The sequence below is a fragment of the Pseudomonas sp. SP16.1 genome (assembly GCF_052682975.1).
In genome coordinates this window covers 5,122,496-5,144,079 of sequence record NZ_JBQYFZ010000001.1, presented here as the reverse complement: position 1 = coordinate 5,144,079, position 21,584 = coordinate 5,122,496, and the positions used below count along the sequence as shown (strand labels likewise).

Sequence of the window (21,584 nt, the reverse complement as noted above, 5' to 3'; positions counted from 1 at the left end):
GCTCATGGACTCTCTCATGCAGGGAATCAGGTGGGCTGCTGGGTGCGCAGTTTCTCGCTGCGCCCGCGCAGCCATTCCAGGGTCAGCAGCAGCAGGACGGAGAAGCCGATCAGCAGGGTCGCGGCGGCGGCGATGGTCGGCGAGAGGTTCTCGCGGATGCCGCTGAACATCTGCCGCGGCAGGGTGGCCTGCTCGGGACCGGCGAGGAACAGGGTCACCACCACCTCGTCGAAGGAGGTGGCGAAGGCGAACAGCGCACCGCTGATCACGCCCGGGGCGATCAGCGGCAGGGTCACCCGGCGGAACGCGGTCAGCGGCGAGGCGCCGAGGCTGGCGGCGGCGCGCACCAGGTTGTGGTTGAAGCCCTGCAACGTCGCGGATACCGTGATGATGACGAAAGGCACGCCCAGCACGGCATGCACCAGGATCAGCGACAGGTAGCTGTTGCCCAGGCCCAGCGGGGCGAAGAACAGGTAGCTGGCCACGCCGATGATCACCACCGGCACGATCATCGGCGAAATCAGCAGGCTCATCACCAGCGCCTTGCCGCGGAATTCGCCGCGGGTCAGGCCGATCGCCGCCAGGGTGCCGAAGCCCATGGCCAGCAGGGTGGCGGCCGGGGCGATGATCAGGCTGTTCTTCAGCGAGCGCATCCAGTCGGCGGACATGAAGAAGTCCTCGTACCAGCGCAGCGAGAAGCCCTGCAGCGGGTAGACCAGGAAGGTGCCGGAGTTGAACGACAGCGGCACGATGACCAGCACCGGCAGGATCAAAAACAGCAGCACCAGGGCGCAGAGCAGGCGCAGGCCGTAGTACCAGGCGCGCTCGATGGGGGACATATAGGGGCTGAGCATGGGTGCGACTCCATTTAGCTTTTAGCTCCCCTCTTCCGCTTGTGGGAGAGGGACTGGGGGAGAGGGCGTTGGGAACGACCACCCTCTCCCGCAAGCGGGGGAGGGTCATCGGATGGCCTGCTGCGCAGGCCGTTTTTTAGCCAAGCCTCAGCTTGCTCGCGCCGACCAGCCAGCTGTACACCACGTAGAGCACCAGGGTGGCGGCGAGCAGCAGGCCGCCGAGGGCCGTGGCCATACCCCAGTTGATGGTGGTGTTGGTGTAGAAGGCGACGAAGTAGCTGATCATCTGGTCGTTCGGGCTGCCCAGCAGCGCCGGGGTGATGTAGTAGCCGATCGACAGGATGAACACCAGCAGGCAGCCGGCGCCCACACCGGCCAGGGTCTGCGGGAAGTACACCCGCCAGAAGCTGGCGAACGGATGGCAGCCGAGCGACACCGCGGCGCGCATGTAGCTGGGCGAGATGCCCTTCATCACGCTGTAGATCGGCAGGATCATGAACGGCAGCATGATGTGCACCATCGCCACGTACACACCGCTGCGGTTGAACACCAGTTGCAGCGGCTCATCGATGATGCCCAGCGAGATCAGCGCGCCGTTGATCAGGCCGCCCGACTGCAACAGCACGATCCACGCCGCCACCCGCACCAGGATCGAGGTCCAGAACGGCAGCAGCACCAGGATCATCAGCAGGTTGCCCGAGCGGGTCGGCAGGTTGGCCAGGAGGTAGGCCAGCGGATAGGCCAGCACCAGGCAGATGGCGGTGATCACCAGGCTCATCCAGAAGGTGCGGGCGAAGATGTCCAGGTAGATGGCCTGATCCGGCGTGGCCTTGGCCAGTTCGCCGAGGTCGTCGATGCGATGGTCGAGTGCGGCCAGCAGGTAGTAGGGGGTGACCGCGGCGTCGTTGCGGCGGATCACCTGCCAGTAGGCGGGGTCGCCCCAGCGCTCGTCCAGTTCGAGGAACGCCTCCTGGTAGGACGCCGGCTCCTCGCGCAGCGGCAGCTTGCGTGCGGTGCTGCTGACCAGGCTGCGAAAGCCCGCCAGCTCCATGTTCAGGCGCTTGGACAGGTCGCCCAGGCTCTGATTGCGCCGCGCCTCGGCGAGGTCCTGGGCGATCGCGCGATAAGCAGCCTCGCCGGGCAGACCACGACCATCCCAGCCAGCGATCGCCTCGACGGTGCGCGGCAGGCTGCCGACCACCTCGGGGTTGTCGACGCTGCGCAGCAGCAGGGCGCCTATCGGCAGCAGGAAGGTCAGCAGAAGGAACAGCAACAGCGGCAGGATCAGCGCCTTGGACTTCAGGCGATTGAAACGCTCGGCACGAGCCAGTCGCAGTTTCAGGCTCGGCCCGGGCAAATCGTTGGCAGGCAGTACGGCGGCCATGGACAACTCCGCAAGCTAAGGCCGCACCAGGCGGCAGAAATTCGGGGATACGACAAACATCGATTGGGCAGCTCCGACCCTCATCCGGCGCTACGCGCCACCTTCTCCCGCAGGAGAAGGGGACGAGGAAGGCGTCGCTGCGCGACGCACTGGTTAACGGGCGGCCCAGGCGTTGAAGCGTTGCTCCAGCTGCTCGCCGTAGTCAGCCCAGAAGGTCACGTCGATGGCCACCTGGTTGGCGATGTTTTCCGGCGTGGTCGGCATCAGGTTCAGACGCTCCGGCGCCAGCAGCTCGATGGCCTGCTTGTTGGCCGGACCGTAGGCGATGTTCTCCGAGTAGGTCTTCTGCGCTTCGGGCTTGACCGAGTACGCGATGAACTGCTTGGCCAGCTCGACATTCTTGGCGCCACGCGGAATGGCCCAGGAGTCGAAGTCGTAGATGCCGCCGCTCCACACCACCTGCAGATTGCTCTCGCCCTGCACCGCCGCGATACGACCGTTGTAGGCCGAGCTCATCACCACGTCGCCGGAGGCGAGGTACTGCGGCGGCTGGGCGCCGGCTTCCCACCACTGGATGTTGGGTTTGAGCTCATCGAGTTTCTTGAACGCGCGATCCTGGCCTTCCTTGGTAGCCAGCACCTTGTACACGTCCTTGACCGCCACGCCGTCGGCCATCAGGGCGAATTCCAGGGTGTACTTGGCGCCCTTGCGCAGGCCGCGCTTGCCCGGGAATTTCGCGACGTCCCAGAAATCGGCCCAGCTGGTCGGCGCCGCGCTGAGTTTGTCGGCGTTGTAGGCCAGCACCGTGGACCAGACGAAGAAGCCCACGCCGCAAGGCTGGATGGCGCCGTCGATGAAGTTGGCCTCATCACCGAACTGGGCCGGATCAAGCTCCTCGAACAGACCTTCGTCGCAACCGCGGGCCAGCTCCGGCGACTCCACCTCCACCAGGTCCCAGCTCACGCTGCGGGTGTCGACCATGGCTTTGACCTTGGCCATTTCACCGTTGTATTCGCCGCCCAGCACCTTGTTGCCGGTTTCCTTCTCGAAGGGTTCGTAGAACGCCTTGACCTGCGCCGCCTTGTTCGCCCCGCCGAAGGACACCGCGGTCAGATCCGCCGCCAGTGCCGGCATGGCACAACTCACGCCCAGGGCCAGCGCCGCCAGCTTCAGGGATTTCGTCATTCTTGTAATCTCCTCTGTGTCACATGGGTAAGGTGAAGCACTGCGCGAACGATTCAGTCCGGTTGGAGCGGATCCAGCGCGCGAACATGCTCGACATGCCAGCCGAGCGGAACCAGGTCGCCGACGCCGAGCGCGGGATCGAGCTCAGCCACCGGCTGCTTGACGTAGAAATCGGACTTGCCGCAGACCTCCATGCGGATACGAACGTGGTCTCCCAGGTAGATGAACTCGGCGATGCGCCCGGAGAATCGGTTCGGGCAGGCTTCGCTGTGGCCGTTGAGGCGGATGCGCTCGGGACGGATCGACAGGCTCACCGCCTCACCAACGGCACCGACGTTGACCGCTGTGGCGCGCACTTCTTCACCTCGCGTCAGGCGCACCACGCACTGCTCGCCATCGCGGCTGACCAGCTCGCCAGCCAGACGATTGTTCTCGCCGATGAACTGGGCGACGAAGGTGTTGCTCGGCGCCTCGTACAGTTCGCGCGGCGGGGCGATCTGCTGAATCTCGCCCTGGTGGAACACCGCCACGCGGTCGGACATGGTCAGCGCCTCGCCCTGATCGTGGGTGACGTAGACCACGGTCACGCCCAGGCGCTGGTGCAGGTGCTTGATCTCCATCTGCATGTGTTCGCGCAGCTGCTTGTCCAGTGCGCCGAGGGGTTCGTCCATCAGCACCAGCTGCGGCTCGAACACCAGCGCGCGGGCCAGCGCCACGCGCTGCTGCTGGCCGCCGGAGAGCTGGCCGGGGTAGCGGTTGCGGAAGCTGTCGAGCTGCACCATCGATAGCGCGCGCTTGACCCGCTCACTGATATCGGTGCGCGACATGCCGCGCACGCTAAGCGGGAAGGCCAGGTTCTCGGCTACCGTCATGTGCGGGAACAGCGCGTAGTTCTGGAACACCATGCCGATGTCGCGCTTGTGCGGCGGCAGTTTGTTCAGCGAGCGGCCATCGAGGAGGATCTCGCCGGCGGTCGGCGTCTCGAAACCGGCCAGCATCATCAGGCTGGTGGTCTTGCCGGAACCGGACGGGCCGAGCAGGGTCAGAAACTCACCCTTGCGGATATCCAGGTTGAGGTCTTTCACGATCAGCGTTTCGCCGTCATAGCTCTTCTGCACGCCACGGAAGCTCACCAATACATCGTTTGCCATCACCGCACCCTTGTTGTTCTAGCAGGCTGTTGGGCACAGGTTAGGGCGCGGCACGGGGCGGAAAAATCGGGCGGGATGACAAGCTGCTATCAGGCGCGGAGAGAATCTCGTGTAGGGATAGCCCTACAAACTCCCAGCACCGCCGTCAGCCTTTCGACCTAGGTGGTCGGACGCGCGCTGAACCGGTAGGAGCCGGCTTGCCGGCGATCGATGGGCGCAAGGATCGCCCGCAAGCGGGCTCCTAAGGTTGCGCAGAGGCGCATCGGCTGAAGCCCTTCAGACCAGCCGGTGCTCCATGGCGTAGCGCACCAGATCGGCCACCGAGTGAGCGCCGAGCTTCTGCATCAGGCGCGCCTTGTGCGTGCTCACGGTCTTGTTGCTGATCGCCAGGTGCAGGGCGATGTCGTTGACCCCCTCGCCGCGCACCAGGCGCTCGAACACCGAAAATTCGCGTTCGGACAGCTGCGCATGGGGCGGACGCGAATCGGTCAGGCCGACCTCGAAGACCATGCGGTCGGCCAGTGCCGGGTCGATGTAGCGCCCGCCGCCGGCCACCTTGCGAATCGCCGCGATCAACAGCGCCGGATCGCTGTCCTTGGTGGCGTAGCCGGCGGCGCCGACCTTCAGCGCACGGGCGGCCATCTGCGCCTCGTCGTGCATCGACAGCACCAGGATCGCCGGCGCCTCGCTCAGCGCGCGGATCCGCGGGATCGCCTCGAGGCCGTTGACCCCGGGCATGGAGATATCCAGCAGCACCACCTCGCAGGGCGTCTTGCGCAGCACCTCGAGCAGCTGCTCGCCGTTGCTCGCCTCGCCCGCCACTTCGAGATCGCGCGCCATGCCGATCAGTTGCTTGATGCCTTCGCGCACTATGGTGTGGTCTTCGGCTACCAGTACCCGGATCACGCCGCCTCCTCCTCGTCCAGCGCCACTCGAGCGCACAGCGTAGTGCCCTCCCCGGGCTGGCTGTCAATCTGCAGCCGGCCGCCGAGCATCAGCACGCGCTCCTGCATGCCGACCAGGCCGAACGACTGCCCCGGGCGGCGCACCGTCTGGGCGAAGCCCTTGCCGTCGTCGCTGACCGCCAGGCACAGCTCGCCGCCCTCCTGCCACAAGCGTACCTGCACGCTGTGCGCGCCAGCGTGGCGCATGACGTTGGTCAGCGCCTCCTGGAGGATGCGAAACAGGCCGATGGCCTTGGCGTCGGCCAGCCGCGGCAGCTGCTCCGGCACTTCCACCAGGCAGGGAATCTGGGTGCGCTCCTCGAAGCGGCGCACCTGCCATTCGATGGCCGAGGCGATGCCGGCGTCGAGGATCGGCGGGCGCAGCGCGGTGGCCACGTCGCGCACCAATTGGAACAGCTGGGCGATCAGCCGCTTCATGTTGCCCAGGCGCTCGTCCAGCGCGGGGATCTGCCCGGCGCAGGCCAGCTCGCACATGGCGGTCTCCAGCTTGAGCACGGTGAGCACCTGGCCCAGTTCGTCGTGCACCTCGCGGGCGATGCGCGCCTTCTCCTCCTCGCGCACCGTCTCCAGGTGCGCCGACAGCTCGCGCAGACGCGCCCGCGAGTCGGCCAGTTCCAGCTCCACCTGCTTGCTCTCGGTGATGTCCCAGACGATGCCGTCCCACACCACGCGCCCGCCGCCCAGCGGTCGCGCGGTGCTGCGGATGTCGGCCCAGCGCAACTGGCCGTCGCGGGTCTGGATGCGCCCCTGCCAGTACCAATCGCTTTCCGCCGCCAGCGCCAGGCTCTGGCTGTTCAGGTAGCCGGGCAGATCGTCGGCATGCACCAGGCTGCGGATGCCGCGCTCGCGCCGCTGCAGCTCGGCCGCCGGCCAGCCGACCAGTTCCAGGCTGGCCTCACTGATATAGGCGAAGTCCACCGGCTGCCCCGCTGCGGTGCGCTCCAGGCGGAACACCAGGCCCGGGACGTTGCCGGCGATGCCCTTGAGCCGCGCCTCGCTCTCCTCCAATGCGGCGCGCGCGCGGCGACGCTCGGTGATATCGCTGAGGAACATCACCAGGTACTCGGCCTGGCCGTAGCGCAGGAAGCTCAGCGACACCTCCGCCGGCATGCGCGTGCCGTCCGCGCGCAGGCAGTCGACCTCGAAGGCGAAGCTGCCGCCGTCGCGCTCGCGCACCTGCTTCCACAGCTGCAGCCAGCGGTCCATGTCCAGGCCCGGCTCGAGCCGGCTCAGCGGCTGGTCCACCAGTTCGCCGGCGGCGTAGCCGAGCATGCGCTCGGCGGCCTGGTTGGCGTAACGCAGGTGGCTGTCCCAGTTGACCCAGAGAATGCCGACGGTGCTGTGATCGATGGAGAACTGACTCAGGCGCAGGGCCTCGGCAGCCTGCTGGTGCTGCTTGAGCTCGGCGCGCGCGGCGAGCAGGCCGCGCTCGGCCAGGCGCGTCTGCTGGCGCTGGCGATACAGCGCGCTGGCACCGATCAGCAGCAGCAGGAACAGCAGCAACGCGAGGGTCTTCCAGAACGCCGGCGAATCGCTCGCCTGCGGGTAGCGCAGCGGCAGCCAGCGCTCGCGCAACGCCTCCAGTTCTCGGGCCGGCAGGGCCTGCAGGGTGCGGTCGACTATCGCCGCCAGCAGCGGCTGGTCGCGGGGCGTGGCCAGGCGCAGCAGTTGCGGCAGACCGATATCGCCGACGATGCTCAGGCTGGCGAAGCGCGGCTCGCGCAGCAGCAGGCTGAGGTTCGCCTCGTCCACCACGGCGAACTGCGCCTGCCGATCGAGCACCCGCTGCAGCGCGGCCCGCTCCGAGTCGACCGCGAGCAGGCGCAGATTGCCGTGGCTCTTGCTCAGGTAGTCCGCGGCCTGGCTCGGCATGCGCAGGGCGACCTGCTGCTCCAGCTCGACCTGCTCGAGGTCGACCGCGCCGCCGCCACCGCGCTCGCCCACCACCAGATGCGGCACGCGCAGATAGGGCAAGGAGTAGCGCCACTGGCGCAGCCCGGCCGGGGTCTGCTGCAGGCCAGGGGCCAGATCCACCTCGCCGCGCCGCGCCGCCGCCTGCAGTGCCTCGAGGGTCGGGTACAGACGCCAGTCGGCCGTCACTCCCATGCCGCCGAGCAGGCGCTGTATCAGTTCGACATTGGCCCCGCGCGGCTGCCCGCCGCGCTCCAGCTGCGCCCAGGGCGCCTGCAGCAAAAGGCCGACGCGCAGCCGGGGATGCGCCGCCAGCCAGGCGCGCTGCTCGGCATCGAAATTCGGACGCAGCGGCAGACGCTCGCCATCGGCTCGCGCGACGCCGCACAGCAGGACAAGGAAGACAACGGACAGTAGGGCTTTCATCCAGCGGGCACTCGACGACGATCCCCTACCTTACTCCAGTATCCGTCCGCCTGAGCAGAGGGCGCGCCTGACAAACGCGCGTGCAGGCAGTAGGCTCCGAGGCAGCGTCCTCGCCATGGAGAAGCCCTCAATGATTCACGTCCGCCGCGCCCTGCTCGCCTCGCTCCTGCTGCTGCCGGGGCTGCTGCAGGCCGAAGACGAAGCCAGCGCACCCGCCCCGGAAGAAACCGCCCCGGCGCCGACCGAGGCGCGCCCTGCCCTGCCCGAACGCAGCGTCGGCGAGGCCCAGGCACTGGAGCAGCGCCTGGACAAGCGCGAGCAACAGCAACTGCAGGCGGGCGAGGAAAGCTTCCTGGCCCTGTGGCTACCGGCCAATGTCGGCGAGCCCAGCGGCGCGGTGATCCTGGTGCCAGGCGACGTGGAGAACGCCGACGGCGCCCAGGCCATCGGCCCGCTGCGGCGCAAGCTGCCCGACGCCGGCTGGCACAGTCTGAGCCTGAGCCTGCCCGATCCCGCAAGCGATGCGCCGCCGTTGCGTCAGGCGCAGCAGCCGGCGAGCGAGGAGCCGCCGGCAGCGGACGCCGCCGAGGACGCGCAAAACGCCGAGACGACGGCTGATGCAGCACCCGCCCCGGCGGCGGACGACGCCGCGCAGCGCGACGCCCATGCCCAACGGGTACTGACACGGATCGAGGCCGGCATCGACTTCGCCCGCGAACGCCAGGCCGCGACCATCGTCCTCCTCGGCCATGGCAGCGGCGCCTACTGGGCCGCGCGTTACCTGGCCGAGCGCCAGCCGGGCGAGATTCACAACCTGCTGCTGGTGGCCGCCGAGGTGCCGGCCGGCTTCACGCCAGCGCTGGACGAGCTCGTACCGCAGCTAAAGCTGGCCACCGGCGACCTCTACTACAAGGATCGGGCGGACGACCGCCAGGCCGCACTCAGGCGCCTGCAGGCCAGCAAGCGGATCCAGCACCCCACCTACGTCCAGGTGGCGATGAAGGCGCTGCCGGGCAACCCGGCCGTCGAGCAGGAACAGCTCTATCGTCGCCTGCGCGGCTGGCTGAAGCTCAACCTGCGCGCCACGGCGAGCGGCGGCTAGCGTTGGTCGATCATAGGTAGCGGACGCCCGGGCCCGGCGCTCGGCAAGTGATGCACACGGCCTAGGCCCCGCGACACCCTACAGGCCCGCCGCTGTCGGCAGCCAGCTAGCGCCAGCCGCGGCGCTCGCGAATCAGCCCATAGGCCTGGTGCAGCTGGCGGGTGGTCTCGGTGGCCTCGCGAATGCGCGCAGGCGACGCCCCGGCGCCGGCCAGCTTGTCCGGGTGGTGGCGACTGAGCAGCCGGCGGTAGGCGCGCTTGATCTGCTCCGGCTCGCTGTCGGCCGCCACCCCGAGCAGCTTCAGCGCCTCCCGGTAGCTGTCGCCGCTGGCCACCGGCTGCTGGCTGCGGCGCGGCGCGTACTCCTCGCCCAGCGCCTCGACCCGCACGCTGTCGCAGCCCAGCCATTTGCCCCACAGCAGCATCAGCTCGCGCTCCACCACGCCAACCCGGCCGTCGACCCAGGCCATGCGCCAGCAGGCGCGCAACAGGGCCTCGCCGCGCTCGGCCTGGCGCTGCAGCGGGCCGCGCAGGTTGTCGCGCCCGGTCTTGCCGCGGGAAAAGGCTTCGATGGCGCGGCGCCGGGCGGGCTCGTCCAGGCCCAGGCGGCGCATCTCCGAACGCGCCTGCTGGATATGGCTCGGCAGCACCCGCCCGTCACTCTTGGCCAGGCGCCCGAGCATCAGAAACAGCAGGTCTTCATCCTCCGGCGCCGGGCGGCCGCCGAGGCGCTCGCGCAGGTTGGCCCAGTCATGCAGACGCAGGCGGCGGTCCAGCACCTGACCGAGCAACCCGCCGAGCAGCGCGCCGGGAATGCTGGCCACGGCCAGGCCGGCCGCGGCGCCGAGCAGGGTCACCGGCCAGAGCATCTCAGCACTCCCGGGCGAGCAGGCGCTCGACTTCGGCCAGGCGCTCGTGGGTGCCGACGTCGACCCAGCGTCCGGCATAACGCTCGCCGCTCACCCGGCCCTGGCCCATCGCCCGACGCAGCAGCGGCGCCAGCTTGAAGGCGCCCGGCTGGCAGCCGGCGAACAGCGCGGGCGACAGCACCGCCAGGCCGCTGTAGGTCAGACTGGGGGCAACGCCGTCGAGGTCGCTCACCCGCCCGTCCGCGAGCCGGAAGTCGCCCGCGGCGTGGTGCGGCGGATTGTCCACCAGCACCAGATGGGCCAGGCCGACGAGCGGGCGGCGCAGCTCGGCGAAGGGGTAATCGGTGAAGATGTCGCCGTTGACCACCAAAAAGGGCTCGTCCCCCAGCAGCGGCAGCGCCTTGAAGATGCCGCCGCCGGTCTCCAGCGGCTCGCCCTCGGCGGAATAGGCGATGCGCAGGCCGAAGCGCGCGCCGTCGCCGAGGTGGTCTTCGATCTGCTGACCGAGCCAGGCGTGGTTGATCACCAGCTCGTCGAAGCCGGCGCCGGCCAGGGCGCGCAGATGGTACTCGATCAACGGCACGCCGGCGGCGCGCACCAGCGGCTTGGGCGTATGCAGGGTCAGCGGGCGCAGGCGCTCGCCCTTGCCCGCGGCGAGGATCATGGCCTTCATGCCGGTGCGACCTCGGCCTGCGTCAGGCTGGCGAGCAACTCGCCCAGCTCGGCCAGCTCCGGCCGGCGCGCCAGCACTGCCTCGATGTAGGCGAAGAAGCGCGGCACGTCGTCCAGGTAACGCGGCTTGCCGTCGCGGTGGCAGATGCGGGCGAAGATGCCGATCACCTTGAGGTGACGCTGCACGCCCATCAGGTCGCTGGCGCGCAGGAACTCCTCGAGCGACGCCTGCACCGGGATGCCGGCCGCCCTGGCCCGTTCCCAGTAGCCCTGCAGCCAACCCCGCACGCGCGCCTCGGGCCAGCTGAGGAAGGCGTCCTTGAACAGGCAGGTGATGTCGTAGGTCACCGGGCCGTAGACCGCGTCCTGGAAATCCAGCACACCCGGATTGGGCGTGCTGAACATCAGGTTGCGTGGCATGAAGTCGCGATGCACCAGCACCCTGGGTTGGGCCAGGGCGCTGTCGATCAGCAGGGCGCAGATGCGCTGCCAGGCCGCCTGCTGCCCGGCGTCGAACTCGCGGCCCAGATGGCGCTGCACGTACCACTCGGCGAACAACTGCAGTTCGCGGCGCAGCAGCGCCTCGTCGTAATGCGGCAGGTCGGCGTCCATCGGCAAAAGCTGCTGGGCCAGCAGTGCATCGACGGCGTCGGCGAACAGCGCATCGGCATTGGCCTCGTCGATCACCTCGAGGTAGGTCTGCCGGCCCAGGTCATCGAGAATCAGAAAGCCCTGCTGCAGATCGCCGGCCAGCACCTGCGGCACATGCACGCCGGCGCCGGCCAGCAACTCGGCGATGCGTACGAAGGGCGCGCAGTTCTCCTGGGGCGGCGGCGCGTCCATCAGGATCAGGCTGCGGGTGCCGGCCTGCCAACGGAAATAGCGGCGAAAGCTCGCATCGCTGCTGGCGGGAGCCAGCTCAGCAGGCGGCACCTGCCCCCAGCCGCGCGCGGCGAACAGAGCGGGTAATTGTTGATCGAGCCAGGTTTGCAGCTGTTGCAGACGTACATCGTGATCGGGCATCAGGGGGTCTCCGACGGCGCTAGCCGTTGCGCGGGTCATGCTTTATTATCCAGCATCTTTTTCAGCCCATCGAGAGGCGTGCGGCCCCTGGGTCGATAGCGCGCAGGAAGCCCGGACTAACAAGATGGCAGTAAAACACCCCGCGTTCCGCAAGAAGTTCCCGCTGCTGGTCACCGGCAGTTTCCTGGCCCTACAACCCATTGTCAGCCTACAGGCATTCGCCGCCGAGCAGTTCGACTGCAAGGTGGCGCCTTCCGGCGGCTGGGCCTGCGCGCCCCAATCCAGCACCGCCCAGCTGCCGCCGCGCCCGCAGCATAGCGGCAGCGCCGTCAGCGTGAGCGGTGCCGCCGCGCCCACCAAGGCCGCGCCCCAGCAGGCCGGCACCACCCTGGTCACCGAGAGCAAGGGCCGCGCCCTGGCCTCGCGCAGCGCCGATTACAGCCACCTGGACTGGGTGCCGCGCGAGAAGCTGACCGCCGCCCAGCTGGCGGAGGCCGGCCCCTACTGCGCCGGCGCCTACGTCGAGCCGCTGCGTCCGGGCATGGACGACGACACGCCGTTGGACGAGGCGCCAATGTTCGTCTCTGCCAAGGCCTCGCGTTACGAGCAGGAGAAGCAGGTGGCAACCCTCGCCGGCGACGTGATCCTGCGTCAGTCGGGCATGCAGGTGGAGGCCGACGAGGCCAGCCTGCACCAGACCGAGAACCGCGGCGAGCTGACCGGCAACGTACGCCTGCGCGACAAGGGCATGCTGGTGGTCGGCGACCGCGCCGAGCTTCAACTGGACAACGGCGAAGCCAAGATCGACAACGCCGAGTACGTGATGCACCAGGCTCACGTACGCGGCAGCGCGCTCTACGCCAAGCGCGAAGAGACCGCGATCATCCGCCTCAAGGATGGTACCTACACCCGCTGCGAACCGGGCGACAACGCCTGGCACCTGAAGGGCAACAACGTCACCCTGAACCCGGCGACCGGCTTCGGTACCGCGACCAACGTGACGCTGCGGGTCAAGGACATCCCGGTGTTCTACACCCCCTACATCTATTTCCCGATCGACGACCGTCGCCAGTCCGGCTTCCTGCCGCCGAGCATGGGCACGTCGAGCGACAACGGCTTCTCGTTGCAGACGCCCTACTACTTCAACCTGGCGCCGAACTACGACGCCACGCTGTACCCGACCTACATGGCCAACCGCGGCCTGCTGATGGAAGGCGAGTTCCGCTACCTGACCGAGAGCAGCGAAGGCCAGGTCGGTGGCGCCTACCTCGACGACAGCGAAGACGAGCGCGAGCTGCAGTCCGAGTACGAGGACCAGCGCTGGATGTACAGCTGGCAGCACAAGCAGGGCCTGAATTCGCGTCTGCTGGCCGAGGTCGACTACACCGACATCAGCGACCCCTACTACTTCCAGGATCTGGATACCGACCTGGGTATCGAGACCACCACCTACGTCAACCAGCGCGGCAGCCTGACCTGGCGCGGCGACAGCTACCGGGCGCGGCTGAACCTGCACGCCTACGAACTGGCCAATATCACCGACGTCACCCCCTACGACCGCCTGCCGCAGATCACCCTGGACGGCAAGCTGCCGTTCAACCCGGGCGGTCTCGACTTCACCTACGGCAGCGAGTACGTGCGCTTCGATCGCGATCTGCGTTCGGGCTTCTTCATCAACGAAGACGGCGTCGCCGAGCAGAGCTGGTACGACACCCGCATCCGCGGCCTTGCCCGCGCCAATGGCGAGCGCCTGCACCTGGAGCCGGGCGTCGCCCTGCCGCTGGACTGGACCTGGGGCTTCCTCAAGCCGCAGGTCAAGTACCGCCAGACCCACTACGACATCAGCCTGGACCAGCAGGGCAAGAACAGCCTGCTGCCCGAGCAGGAGTTCGACAGCACGCAGAATCGTGGCGTCGGCCTGTTCAGCGTCGACAGCGGCCTGTACTTCGACCGCAACACCCAGCTGTTCGGCAAGGACTTCCGCCAGACCCTGGAGCCTCGCGCCTTCTACCTCTACGTGCCGGAAGAAGAGCAGACCGACATCCCGATTTTCGATACTGGCGAGCCCGCCTTCAGCTACGCCTCGCTGTGGCGTGAGAACCGCTTCTCCGGCAAGGACCGCATCGGCGACGAGAACAAGCTGTCGCTGGGCGTGACCAGCCGCTGGATCGAGCCCAACGGCTTCGAGCGCCAGCGCTTCAGCATCGGCCAGGCCTTCTACTTCGAAGACCGCAAGGTGCAGCTGGCCGGCATCGACTACCGCACCCGCCCGGACGCCACCGCCGACGTCTCGCCTTACGCGCTGGAGTACCTGTACCGCTTCAACCGCGACTGGCGCCTGAACTCGACCTTCAACTGGGATCCGGACAGCCACCGCACCCGTTCGGGCAGCGCGATGTTCCACTACCAGCCGGAAGACAACCCGAACAAGGTGGTCAACCTCGGCTATCGCTACCGCAACGACAGCGTACGCTACGACCGCGACAGCGGCACCTGGACCACCAATCCGGACTACGGCACCCCGGGCAGCCCGAACTACATCAAGAACTACTACAAGATCGACCAGCACGACTTCTCCGTCATCTGGCCGCTGGTTCCACAGTGGAGCCTGATCTCGCGCTGGCAGTACGACTACGGCCGCAACCGTACCCTGGAAGCCTTCGGTGGCTTCGAGTACGACAGCTGCTGCTGGAAGCTGCGCCTGATCAACCGCTACTGGATCGACTACGACGAAGTCAGCCTCAACCCGTCGCTCAACGACGAAGCCGACCGCGGCATCTTCCTGCAGATCGTCCTCAAGGGCCTCGGCGGCGTAGTGGGCAACAAGGTGGAATCTTTCCTCGACCAAGGCATTCAAGGTTACCGTGAACGTGAAGACCAAGCTTTCTGATTGCCTGCGCCCCCTGCTGTTGGGCGCAGCGCTGCTCGCGGCGACGGCCCAGGCCGACGTCCGTCCGCTGGACCGCGTGGTGGCCATCGTCGACAACGACGTGGTCATGCAGAGCCAGCTCGACGCCCGCCTGCAGGAAGTGCAGCAGACCATCGGCAAACGCGGCGGCGCCCTGCCGCCCGAACACGTGCTCAGCCAGCAGGTGCTCGAGCGCTTGATCATCGAGAACATCCAGCTGCAGATCGGCGAGCGCTCCGGCATCCGCATCACCGACGAGGAACTGAATCAGGCCATGGGCACCATCGCCCAGCGCAACGGCCTGAGCCTCGAGCAGTTCCGCCAGGCGCTGGCCCGCGACGGCCTGTCCTACGCCGACGCCCGCGACCAGGTGCGTCGCGAGATGATCATCAGCCGCGTGCGTCAGCGCCGGGTGGCCGAGCGTATCCAGGTCACCGATCAGGAGGTGCAGAACTTCCTCGCCTCCGACCTGGGCAAGATGCAGCTGTCGGAAGAGTTCCGCCTGGCCAATATCCTCATCCCGGTCTCCGAAGGCGCCTCCTCCAGCGAGATCCAGGCCGCCGCCCGCCAGGCCCGCGAGCTGTACGAGCAGCTGCAGCAGGGCGCCGACTTCGCCCAGCTGGCCATTTCCCGCTCGGCTAGCGAAACCGCACTGGAAGGCGGCGAGATGGGCTGGCGCAAGGCTGGCCAGCTGCCACCGCCGTTCGACTCGATGGTCAGCGCACTGAGCCCGGGCGAAGTGACCGAGCCGGTGCGCACGCCGGGCGGCTTCATCATTCTCAAGCTGATCGAAAAGCGCGGCGGCGATACCCAGGTGCGTGACGAAGTGCATGTGCGTCATATCCTGATCAAGCCCAGCGAGATCCGCAGCCCCGAGGAAACCCGTCGCCTGGTCGAGCGCCTGCACCAGCGCATCGTCGCCGGCGAGGATTTCGCCGAGCTGGCCAAGAGCTACTCGGAAGACCCGGGCTCGGCACTCAACGGTGGCGACCTCAACTGGATCGACCCCAACGCCCTGGTCCCCGAGTTCCGCCAGGTGATGAGCGAGACCGCCAGCGGCGAGCTGTCCAAGCCGTTCCAGACCCAGTTCGGCTGGCACGTGCTGCAGGTCATGGGGCGCCGCGCCACCGACAGCAGCGCGCAGTTCCGCGAGCAGCAGGCGGCCAACCTGCTGCGCAACCGCAAGTACGACGAGGAACTGCAGGCCTGGCTGCGCCAGATCCGCGACGAAGCCTACGTCGAGACCAAGCTGTAACGGCAGTTTCACCGCCAAGAGCCCGGCCCAGTGCCGGGCTTTTTCGTTATCGGCGCAGGCAGCGTAAACTGGCGTCCCCGCGGCGCAACCGAGAACCTTCCATGAGTGCATCCCGACTCTTCGCCCTGACCCCCGGCGAGCCCGCCGGCATCGGCCCCGACCTCTGCCTGCTGCTGGCCCGCCAGGCGCAGCCCGAGGCGCTGGTGGCCATCGCCAGCCGCCAGCTGCTGAGCGAGCGCGCAGCCCAACTCGGCCTGCACATCGCGCTGCTGGACGTCGCCCCGGGTCGCTGGCCAAGCGCCCCTGCTCCGGCCGGTAGCCTGTATGTCTGGGACACCCCGCTGGCCGCCCCGGGCCAAGCCGGCCGGCTCGATCCGCTCAATGCCGGCTACGTGCTGGAAACGCTCACGCGTGCCGGTCAGGGCTGCCTGGACGGCAGCTTCGCTGCGATGATCACAGCACCGGTGCACAAGGGCGTGATCAACGAAGCCGGCATCGCCTTCTCCGGCCACACCGAGTTTCTCGCCGAGCTGACGAGTACCGAGCAAGTGGTGATGATGCTGGCCACCCGCGGCCTGCGCGTGGCCCTGGTCACCACCCACCTGCCGCTCAAGGACGTCGCCGCCGCCATCACCGCCGAGCGCCTGGAGCGGGTCGCGCGCATCCTGCACGCCGACCTGCAGAGCAAGTTCGGCATTGCCGCGCCGCGGATCCTGGTCTGCGGGCTCAACCCCCATGCCGGCGAAGGCGGCCACCTCGGCCGCGAGGAAATCGAGATCATCGAGCCGACGCTGGAGCGCCTGCGCAGCGAGGGCCTGAACCTGATCGGCCCGCTGCCAGCCGATACGCTGTTCACCCCCAAGTACCTGGAGCAGGCCGATGCGGTACTGGCCATGTACCACGACCAGGGCCTGCCGGTACTCAAGTTCAAGGGTTTCGGCGCGGCGCTCAACGTCACCCTGGGCCTGCCGATCATCCGCACCTCGGTGGATCACGGCACCGCGCTGGATCTGGCCGGCAGCGGCAATATCGACACCGGCAGCCTGCAGGTGGCCCTGGAAACCGCCTACCAGATGGCAGAAGCGGCAAGCCGCAGGCAACAGCCATAGGCGCGTGGCCCGGATGCCATCCGGGGCCATGGGCAACATGATGTTCCCGGATTGCATCCGGGCTACGGGTGTTGCTGCTTTTTACCTTAAACTACCCGACTTCGTTTTTTCGCTTTGCGCTCTTGCTTGACGCTTGCAGCTTGAAGCCTGGAGCTGCCCTGCCATGTCCGAATACCAACACCGCGCGCGCAAGCGCTTCGGCCAGAACTTCCTGCACGATGCCGGCGTCATCGACCGCATCCTGCGCGCCATCCGCGCCAGGGAGGGCGAACGCCTGCTGGAGATCGGTCCGGGCCAGGGCGCGCTGACCGAGGGGCTGCTCGCTAGCGGCGCACAGCTCGACGTGATCGAACTGGATCTCGACCTGATTCCCATCCTGCAGGCCAGGTTCGGCGACAACCCGCGCTTTTGCCTGAACCAGGGCGACGCGCTGAAGTTCGACTTCGCCCGTCTCGAAGCCGCCCCCGGCAGCCTGCGGGTGGTCGGCAACCTGCCGTACAACATCTCCACCCCGCTGATCTTCCACCTGCTGGACAACGCGGCGCTGATCCGCGACATGCATTTCATGCTGCAGAAAGAGGTCGTCGAGCGCCTGGCCGCAGGCCCCGGCGGCGGCGATTGGGGGCGGTTGTCGATCATGGTGCAGTACCACTGCCGGGTCGAACACCTGTTCAATGTCGGCCCCGGGGCCTTCAACCCGCCGCCCAAGGTCGACTCGGCCATCGTCCGCCTGGTCCCGCACGAGGTGCTGCCGCACCCGGCCAAGGACCATCGCCTGCTCGAGCGGGTGGTGCGCGAAGCCTTCAACCAGCGTCGCAAGACCCTGCGCAACACCCTCAAGCAGCTGCTGCCGGCCGAGGCCATCGAGGCTGCCGGCGTGGACGGCAGCCTGCGCCCCGAGCAACTGGATCTGGCCGCCTTCGTCCGCCTGGCCGACCAACTGGCGACGCACCTGGCCGCCAGCCAGGGCTAAACTGCCTCACGCCACACGGGTTACTCGCATGTCCGACCCTCGTTATCAGATCGACGTCAGCGTCACCACCCGCTACCTGGCCGCGCAGTCGCAGCCGGAGCTGGGCCGCTACGCCTTCTCCTATACGGTGACCATCCGCAACCAGGGCCAGCAGCCGGCCAAGCTGTTGTCGCGTCACTGGATCATCACCGACGGCGACGGCCGCGTGCAGCAAGTGCGCGGCGCCGGCGTGGTCGGCCAGCAGCCGCACCTCGCCCCGGGCGCCAGCCATACGTACAGCAGCGGCACGGTGATGACCACGCCGGTCGGCACCATGCAGGGCAGCTACCAGATGCTCGCCGACGACGGCAAACGCTTCGATGCCGAGATAGCGCCGTTCCGCCTGGCGGTGCCCGGGGCGCTGCACTGATGGCGCTGTATGCAGTCGGCGATCTGCAGGGCTGCCTGAAACCGTTGCAGTGCCTGCTCGAACGGGTGGCGTTCGACCCGGCCCGCGACCAGCTGTGGCTGGTCGGCGATCTGGTCAACCGTGGCCCTCAGTCGCTGGAGACCCTGCGCTTCCTGTTCTCCATCCGCCATGCGCTGACCTGCGTGCTGGGCAACCACGACCTGCACCTGCTGGCGGTGGCGCACAATATCGAGCGGCTGAAGAAGGGCGACACCCTGCGCGAGATCCTCGATGCGCCGGATCGCGACGACCTGCTCGACTGGCTGCGCCTGCAGAAGCTGGTGCACCACGATGCCGAGCGCAAGGTCACCCTGGTGCACGCCGGCATCCCGCCCCAATGGAGCCTGGCCAAGGCGCTCAAACGCGCCGCGGAAGTCGAAGAGGCCCTGCGCGACGATGCCCGTCTGCCGCTGTTTCTCGACGGCATGTACGGCAACGAGCCAGCCAAGTGGCACAAGGACCTGCACGGCGCCACTCGTCTGCGGGTGATCACCAACTACTTCACCCGCATGCGTTTCTGCACCGCCGACGGTACCCTGGACCTGAAGAGCAAGGAGGGCCTGGACAGTGCCCCGCCCGGTTATGCGCCCTGGTTCAGCCACCCGCAGCGCAAGATGCGCGGCGAGACGATCATATTCGGCCACTGGGCGGCGCTGGAGGGCAACTGCCAGGAGCCCGGCCTGCATGCCCTGGACACCGGTTGCGTGTGGGGCGGGGCGATGACCCTGCTCAACGTCGACAGCGGCGAACGGCATCTCTGCACCTGCCCCAAGGCATAGCCCCCCCATCATGCAAAGGTTTCGAACATGAGCGAATTTCAGCGTATCTCCCCCCAGCAGGCCCAGGCGCTGCGCCAACAAGGCGCGGTGGTGGTCGACATTCGCGACCCGCAGAGCTACGCCGCCGGCCATATCAGCGGCTCGCGGCACCTGGACAACCACTCGCTGCACGACTTCATCACCCGCGCCGACCTCGACGCGCCGCTGATCGTCGCCTGCTACCACGGGAATTCCAGCCAGGGCGCCGCCGCCTACCTGGTCGGCCAGGGCTTCAGCCAGGTCTACAGCCTTGATGGCGGCTTCGAGCTGTGGCGCGCCACCTACCCCGCCGACACCGCGCAAAGTTCCGAAGAATAATTTTGCTCAGCCGGCAGGCCGCGCCCCCTCTGGCCTGCCGAGGATTCCCGACGGACGGTAACATCCAGTTATCCTTGTCCCCGCCTTGACCCTCGCCAGAAAGAACTATCCTGTAGCTCAGGCCATCCAACTCAAGGTAGAGCCGGCCAACCGGCATCGGGCCATCGGTAACGACCTTTAGGTGTTCTGGGGGATTCTTCCCGGCCAAGTCCCAGGCCGGGGCTACCAAGCACCCGCACGACCGAACCCGAACCGGCTTTCAGCATCGAGCGAGGTGAAGTCATGAGTATTTTCAGCCACTTCCAACAACGTTTCGAAGCGACCCGCCAGGAGGAGTACTCGCTGCAGGAGTACCTCGAACTGTGCAAACAGGATCGCAGCGCCTATGCCTCGGCCGCCGAGCGTCTGTTGATGGCCATCGGCGAGCCGGAGCTGCTGGACACCTCGACCAACTCGCGTCTGTCGCGCATCTTCTCCAACAAGGTGATCCGCCGCTACCCGGCCTTCGCCGACTTCCACGGCATGGAAGAGTGCATCGACCAGATCGTCTCCTACTTCCGCCACGCCGCCCAGGGCCTGGAGGAGAAGAAGCAGATCCTCTATCTGCTGGGCCCGGTGGGCGGCGGCAAGTCGTCGCTGGCCGAGAAGCTCAAGCAGCTGATGGAGAAGGTGCCCTTCTATGCCATCAAGGGCTCGCCGGTGTTCGAATCGCCGCTGGGCCTGTTCAACGGTGATGAGGACGGCGCCATCCTCGAAGAGGACTACGGCATCCCGCGGCGCTACCTGAACAGCATCATGTCGCCCTGGGCGACCAAGCGCCTGCAGGAGTTCGGCGGCGACATCAGCCAGTTCCGCGTGGTCAAACTGTACCCCTCGATCCTCAACCAGATCGCCGTGGCCAAGACCGAACCGGGCGACGAGAACAACCAGGACATCTCCTCGCTGGTGGGCAAGGTGGATATCCGCAAGCTCGAGGAATTCCCGCAGAACGACGCCGACGCCTACAGCTATTCGGGCGCCCTGTGCCGGGCCAACCAGGGCCTGATGGAGTTCGTCGAGATGTTCAAGGCGCCGATCAAGGTGCTGCACCCGTTGCTGACCGCCACCCAGGAGGGCAACTACAACAGTACCGAAGGGCTCGGCGCCATCCCCTACAGCGGCATCCTGCTGGCCCACTCCAACGAGTCGGAGTGGCACAGCTTCCGCAACAACAAGAACAATGAGGCCTTCATCGACCGCATCTACATCGTCAAGGTGCCCTACTGCCTGCGCGTCACCGACGAGGTGAAGATCTACGACAAGCTGCTGACCAACAGCTCGCTGGCCAAGGCCCATTGCGCGCCGGACACCCTGAAGATGCTCGCCCAGTTCAGCGTGCTGAGCCGCCTGAAGGAACCGGAGAACTCCAACATCTACTCGAAGATGCGCGTCTACGACGGCGAGAACCTCAAGGACACCGACCCCAAGGCCAAGTCGATCCAGGAGTATCGCGACAGCGCCGGCGTCGACGAGGGCATGACCGGGCTGTCGACCCGCTTCGCCTTCAAGATCCTGTCCAAGGTGTTCAACTTCGACCCGCACGAAATAGCCGCGAATCCGGTGCACTTGTTGTACGTGCTGGAGCAGCAGATCGAGCAGGAGCAATTCCCTGCCGAAGTGCGCGAGCGCTATCTGCGCTACATCAAGGAATACCTGGCGCCGCGCTATATCGAGTTCATCGGCAAGGAGATCCAGACCGCCTACCTCGAGTCCTACAGCGAGTACGGGCAGAACATCTTCGACCGTTACGTGCTGTACGCGGACTTCTGGATTCAGGATCAGGAATACCGCGACCCGGAAACCGGCGAGATCCTCAACCGCGTGGCGCTCAACGAGGAGCTGGAGAAAATCGAGAAGCCGGCTGGTATCAGCAACCCGAAGGACTTCCGCAACGAGATCGTTAACTTCGTGCTGCGCGCGCGCGCCAACAACAACGGCAAGAACCCCACCTGGCTCAGCTACGAGAAGTTGCGCGTGGTAATCGAGAAGAAGATGTTCTCCAACACCGAGGACCTGCTCCCGGTCATCAGCTTCAACGCCAAGGGCAGCAAGGAGGAGCAGCAGAAGCACAACGACTTCGTCAAACGCATGGTCGAGCGCGGTTACACCGAGAAGCAGGTGCGCCTGCTGTCGGAGTGGTACCTGCGGGTACGCAAATCGCAGTGATCCGCCTCC

The 21,584-nt window shown here is 67.1% G+C and carries 18 protein-coding genes; 9 read left to right on the top strand and 9 right to left on the bottom strand.

Features of this window, described 5'->3' with window-relative positions:
• Positions 1–26 precede the first annotated feature (26 nt).
• From ACUTAF_RS24150 to ACUTAF_RS24125, 6 genes are all read right to left on the bottom strand, one after another.
• A complete protein-coding gene (locus ACUTAF_RS24150; RefSeq protein ID WP_445582350.1) occupies positions 27–854 on the bottom strand; it encodes an ABC transporter permease in 828 nt (275 codons plus the stop codon).
• Between the two features lie 136 nt (positions 855–990).
• The gene (locus ACUTAF_RS24145; RefSeq protein WP_445582349.1) at positions 991–2,238 is read right to left on the bottom strand and encodes an ABC transporter permease; all 1,248 of its coding nucleotides are present in this window, start codon (positions 2,236–2,238) and stop codon (positions 991–993) included.
• A 153-nt stretch (positions 2,239–2,391) separates the two neighbouring features.
• Complete coding sequence (locus ACUTAF_RS24140; protein WP_445582348.1) at positions 2,392–3,423, bottom strand: ABC transporter substrate-binding protein; 1,032 nt, start codon at positions 3,421–3,423, stop codon at positions 2,392–2,394.
• Positions 3,424–3,476: 53 nt separating this feature from the next.
• Positions 3,477–4,574, bottom strand: a complete 1,098-nt coding sequence (locus tag ACUTAF_RS24135) for an ABC transporter ATP-binding protein (RefSeq protein ID WP_445582347.1) — start codon at positions 4,572–4,574, stop codon at positions 3,477–3,479.
• A gap of 276 nt (positions 4,575–4,850) precedes the next feature.
• Positions 4,851–5,480 carry a response regulator gene (locus tag ACUTAF_RS24130; RefSeq protein WP_445582346.1) on the bottom strand — a complete coding sequence of 210 codons (630 nt, stop codon included), beginning with the start codon at positions 5,478–5,480 and terminating at the stop codon, positions 4,851–4,853.
• On the bottom strand, positions 5,477–7,876 hold the full coding sequence (locus ACUTAF_RS24125; RefSeq protein WP_445582345.1) for a PAS domain-containing sensor histidine kinase: 2,400 nt from the start codon (positions 7,874–7,876) through the stop codon (positions 5,477–5,479). Before ACUTAF_RS24125 ends, ACUTAF_RS24130 begins: the two co-directional genes overlap by 4 nt.
• A gap of 130 nt (positions 7,877–8,006) precedes the next feature.
• On the opposite strand from ACUTAF_RS24125, the gene ACUTAF_RS24120 reads away from it, so the two are divergent.
• On the top strand, positions 8,007–8,978 hold the full coding sequence (locus tag ACUTAF_RS24120) for an alpha/beta hydrolase family protein (RefSeq protein WP_445582344.1): 972 nt from the start codon (positions 8,007–8,009) through the stop codon (positions 8,976–8,978).
• Positions 8,979–9,084: 106 nt separating this feature from the next.
• On the opposite strand, the gene ACUTAF_RS24115 is transcribed toward ACUTAF_RS24120, so the two are convergent.
• The 3 genes from ACUTAF_RS24115 to ACUTAF_RS24105 are packed head-to-tail and all read right to left on the bottom strand — an operon-like array spanning position 9,085 to position 11,541.
• Positions 9,085–9,846, bottom strand: coding sequence for a DnaJ domain-containing protein (locus ACUTAF_RS24115; RefSeq protein ID WP_445582343.1), 762 nt, complete (start codon positions 9,844–9,846; stop codon positions 9,085–9,087).
• Position 9,847: 1 nt separating this feature from the next.
• Positions 9,848–10,519: an N-acetylmuramate alpha-1-phosphate uridylyltransferase MurU gene (gene murU, locus ACUTAF_RS24110; protein WP_445582342.1), complete on the bottom strand. Its 672-nt coding sequence runs from the start codon at positions 10,517–10,519 to the stop codon at positions 9,848–9,850.
• A complete protein-coding gene (locus ACUTAF_RS24105) occupies positions 10,516–11,541 on the bottom strand; it encodes an aminoglycoside phosphotransferase family protein (protein ID WP_445582341.1) in 1,026 nt (341 codons plus the stop codon). Before ACUTAF_RS24105 ends, murU begins: the two co-directional genes overlap by 4 nt.
• A 124-nt stretch (positions 11,542–11,665) precedes the next feature.
• Between ACUTAF_RS24105 and ACUTAF_RS24100 the strand changes: the two genes are divergently transcribed.
• The 8 genes from ACUTAF_RS24100 to ACUTAF_RS24065 all read left to right on the top strand — a co-directional run bounded on the left by ACUTAF_RS24100 (position 11,666) and on the right by ACUTAF_RS24065 (position 21,575).
• Positions 11,666–14,431 (top strand): LPS-assembly protein LptD, encoded by a 2,766-nt coding sequence (locus tag ACUTAF_RS24100; RefSeq protein ID WP_445582340.1) that lies wholly within the window; start codon positions 11,666–11,668, stop codon positions 14,429–14,431.
• On the top strand, positions 14,412–15,704 hold the full coding sequence (locus ACUTAF_RS24095; RefSeq protein WP_445582339.1) for a peptidylprolyl isomerase: 1,293 nt from the start codon (positions 14,412–14,414) through the stop codon (positions 15,702–15,704). Before ACUTAF_RS24100 ends, ACUTAF_RS24095 begins: the two co-directional genes overlap by 20 nt.
• Before the next feature lie 101 nt (positions 15,705–15,805).
• Positions 15,806–16,813, top strand: coding sequence for a 4-hydroxythreonine-4-phosphate dehydrogenase PdxA (pdxA, locus tag ACUTAF_RS24090; RefSeq protein ID WP_445582338.1), 1,008 nt, complete (start codon positions 15,806–15,808; stop codon positions 16,811–16,813).
• Between the two features lie 163 nt (positions 16,814–16,976).
• On the top strand, positions 16,977–17,786 hold the full coding sequence (gene rsmA, locus ACUTAF_RS24085; protein WP_445582337.1) for a 16S rRNA (adenine(1518)-N(6)/adenine(1519)-N(6))-dimethyltransferase RsmA: 810 nt from the start codon (positions 16,977–16,979) through the stop codon (positions 17,784–17,786).
• 28 nt (positions 17,787–17,814) lie between these two features.
• Positions 17,815–18,195: a Co2+/Mg2+ efflux protein ApaG gene (apaG, locus tag ACUTAF_RS24080; protein ID WP_445582336.1), complete on the top strand. Its 381-nt coding sequence runs from the start codon at positions 17,815–17,817 to the stop codon at positions 18,193–18,195.
• A complete protein-coding gene (locus ACUTAF_RS24075) occupies positions 18,195–19,013 on the top strand; it encodes a symmetrical bis(5'-nucleosyl)-tetraphosphatase (RefSeq protein ID WP_445582335.1) in 819 nt (272 codons plus the stop codon). The genes apaG and ACUTAF_RS24075 overlap by 1 nt, the downstream gene beginning before the upstream one ends.
• 27 nt (positions 19,014–19,040) lie before the next feature.
• Positions 19,041–19,370, top strand: a complete 330-nt coding sequence (gene glpE / locus ACUTAF_RS24070) for a thiosulfate sulfurtransferase GlpE (protein ID WP_445582334.1) — start codon at positions 19,041–19,043, stop codon at positions 19,368–19,370.
• Between the two features lie 282 nt (positions 19,371–19,652).
• Positions 19,653–21,575, top strand: coding sequence for a PrkA family serine protein kinase (locus ACUTAF_RS24065; protein WP_445582333.1), 1,923 nt, complete (start codon positions 19,653–19,655; stop codon positions 21,573–21,575).
• Positions 21,576–21,584 lie beyond the last annotated feature (9 nt).

What these genes read in the sequence shown, in the direction of transcription:
- ACUTAF_RS24150 (WP_445582350.1), bottom strand. Translation starts at nt 854, where the DNA reads ATGCTCAGCCCCTATATGTCCCCCATCGAGCGCGCCTGGTACTACGGC.
- ACUTAF_RS24145 (WP_445582349.1), bottom strand. Translation starts at nt 2,238, where the DNA reads ATGGCCGCCGTACTGCCTGCCAACGATTTGCCCGGGCCGAGCCTGAAA.
- ACUTAF_RS24140 (WP_445582348.1), bottom strand. Translation starts at nt 3,423, where the DNA reads ATGACGAAATCCCTGAAGCTGGCGGCGCTGGCCCTGGGCGTGAGTTGT.
- ACUTAF_RS24135 (WP_445582347.1), bottom strand. Translation starts at nt 4,574, where the DNA reads ATGGCAAACGATGTATTGGTGAGCTTCCGTGGCGTGCAGAAGAGCTAT.
- ACUTAF_RS24125 (WP_445582345.1), bottom strand. Translation starts at nt 7,876, where the DNA reads ATGAAAGCCCTACTGTCCGTTGTCTTCCTTGTCCTGCTGTGCGGCGTC.
- ACUTAF_RS24120 (WP_445582344.1), top strand. Translation starts at nt 8,007, where the DNA reads ATGATTCACGTCCGCCGCGCCCTGCTCGCCTCGCTCCTGCTGCTGCCG.
- ACUTAF_RS24115 (WP_445582343.1), bottom strand. Translation starts at nt 9,846, where the DNA reads ATGCTCTGGCCGGTGACCCTGCTCGGCGCCGCGGCCGGCCTGGCCGTG.
- murU (WP_445582342.1), bottom strand. Translation starts at nt 10,519, where the DNA reads ATGAAGGCCATGATCCTCGCCGCGGGCAAGGGCGAGCGCCTGCGCCCG.
- ACUTAF_RS24105 (WP_445582341.1), bottom strand. Translation starts at nt 11,541, where the DNA reads ATGCCCGATCACGATGTACGTCTGCAACAGCTGCAAACCTGGCTCGAT.
- ACUTAF_RS24100 (WP_445582340.1), top strand. Translation starts at nt 11,666, where the DNA reads ATGGCAGTAAAACACCCCGCGTTCCGCAAGAAGTTCCCGCTGCTGGTC.
- pdxA (WP_445582338.1), top strand. Translation starts at nt 15,806, where the DNA reads ATGAGTGCATCCCGACTCTTCGCCCTGACCCCCGGCGAGCCCGCCGGC.
- rsmA (WP_445582337.1), top strand. Translation starts at nt 16,977, where the DNA reads ATGTCCGAATACCAACACCGCGCGCGCAAGCGCTTCGGCCAGAACTTC.
- apaG (WP_445582336.1), top strand. Translation starts at nt 17,815, where the DNA reads ATGTCCGACCCTCGTTATCAGATCGACGTCAGCGTCACCACCCGCTAC.
- ACUTAF_RS24075 (WP_445582335.1), top strand. Translation starts at nt 18,195, where the DNA reads ATGGCGCTGTATGCAGTCGGCGATCTGCAGGGCTGCCTGAAACCGTTG.
- glpE (WP_445582334.1), top strand. Translation starts at nt 19,041, where the DNA reads ATGAGCGAATTTCAGCGTATCTCCCCCCAGCAGGCCCAGGCGCTGCGC.
- ACUTAF_RS24065 (WP_445582333.1), top strand. Translation starts at nt 19,653, where the DNA reads ATGAGTATTTTCAGCCACTTCCAACAACGTTTCGAAGCGACCCGCCAG.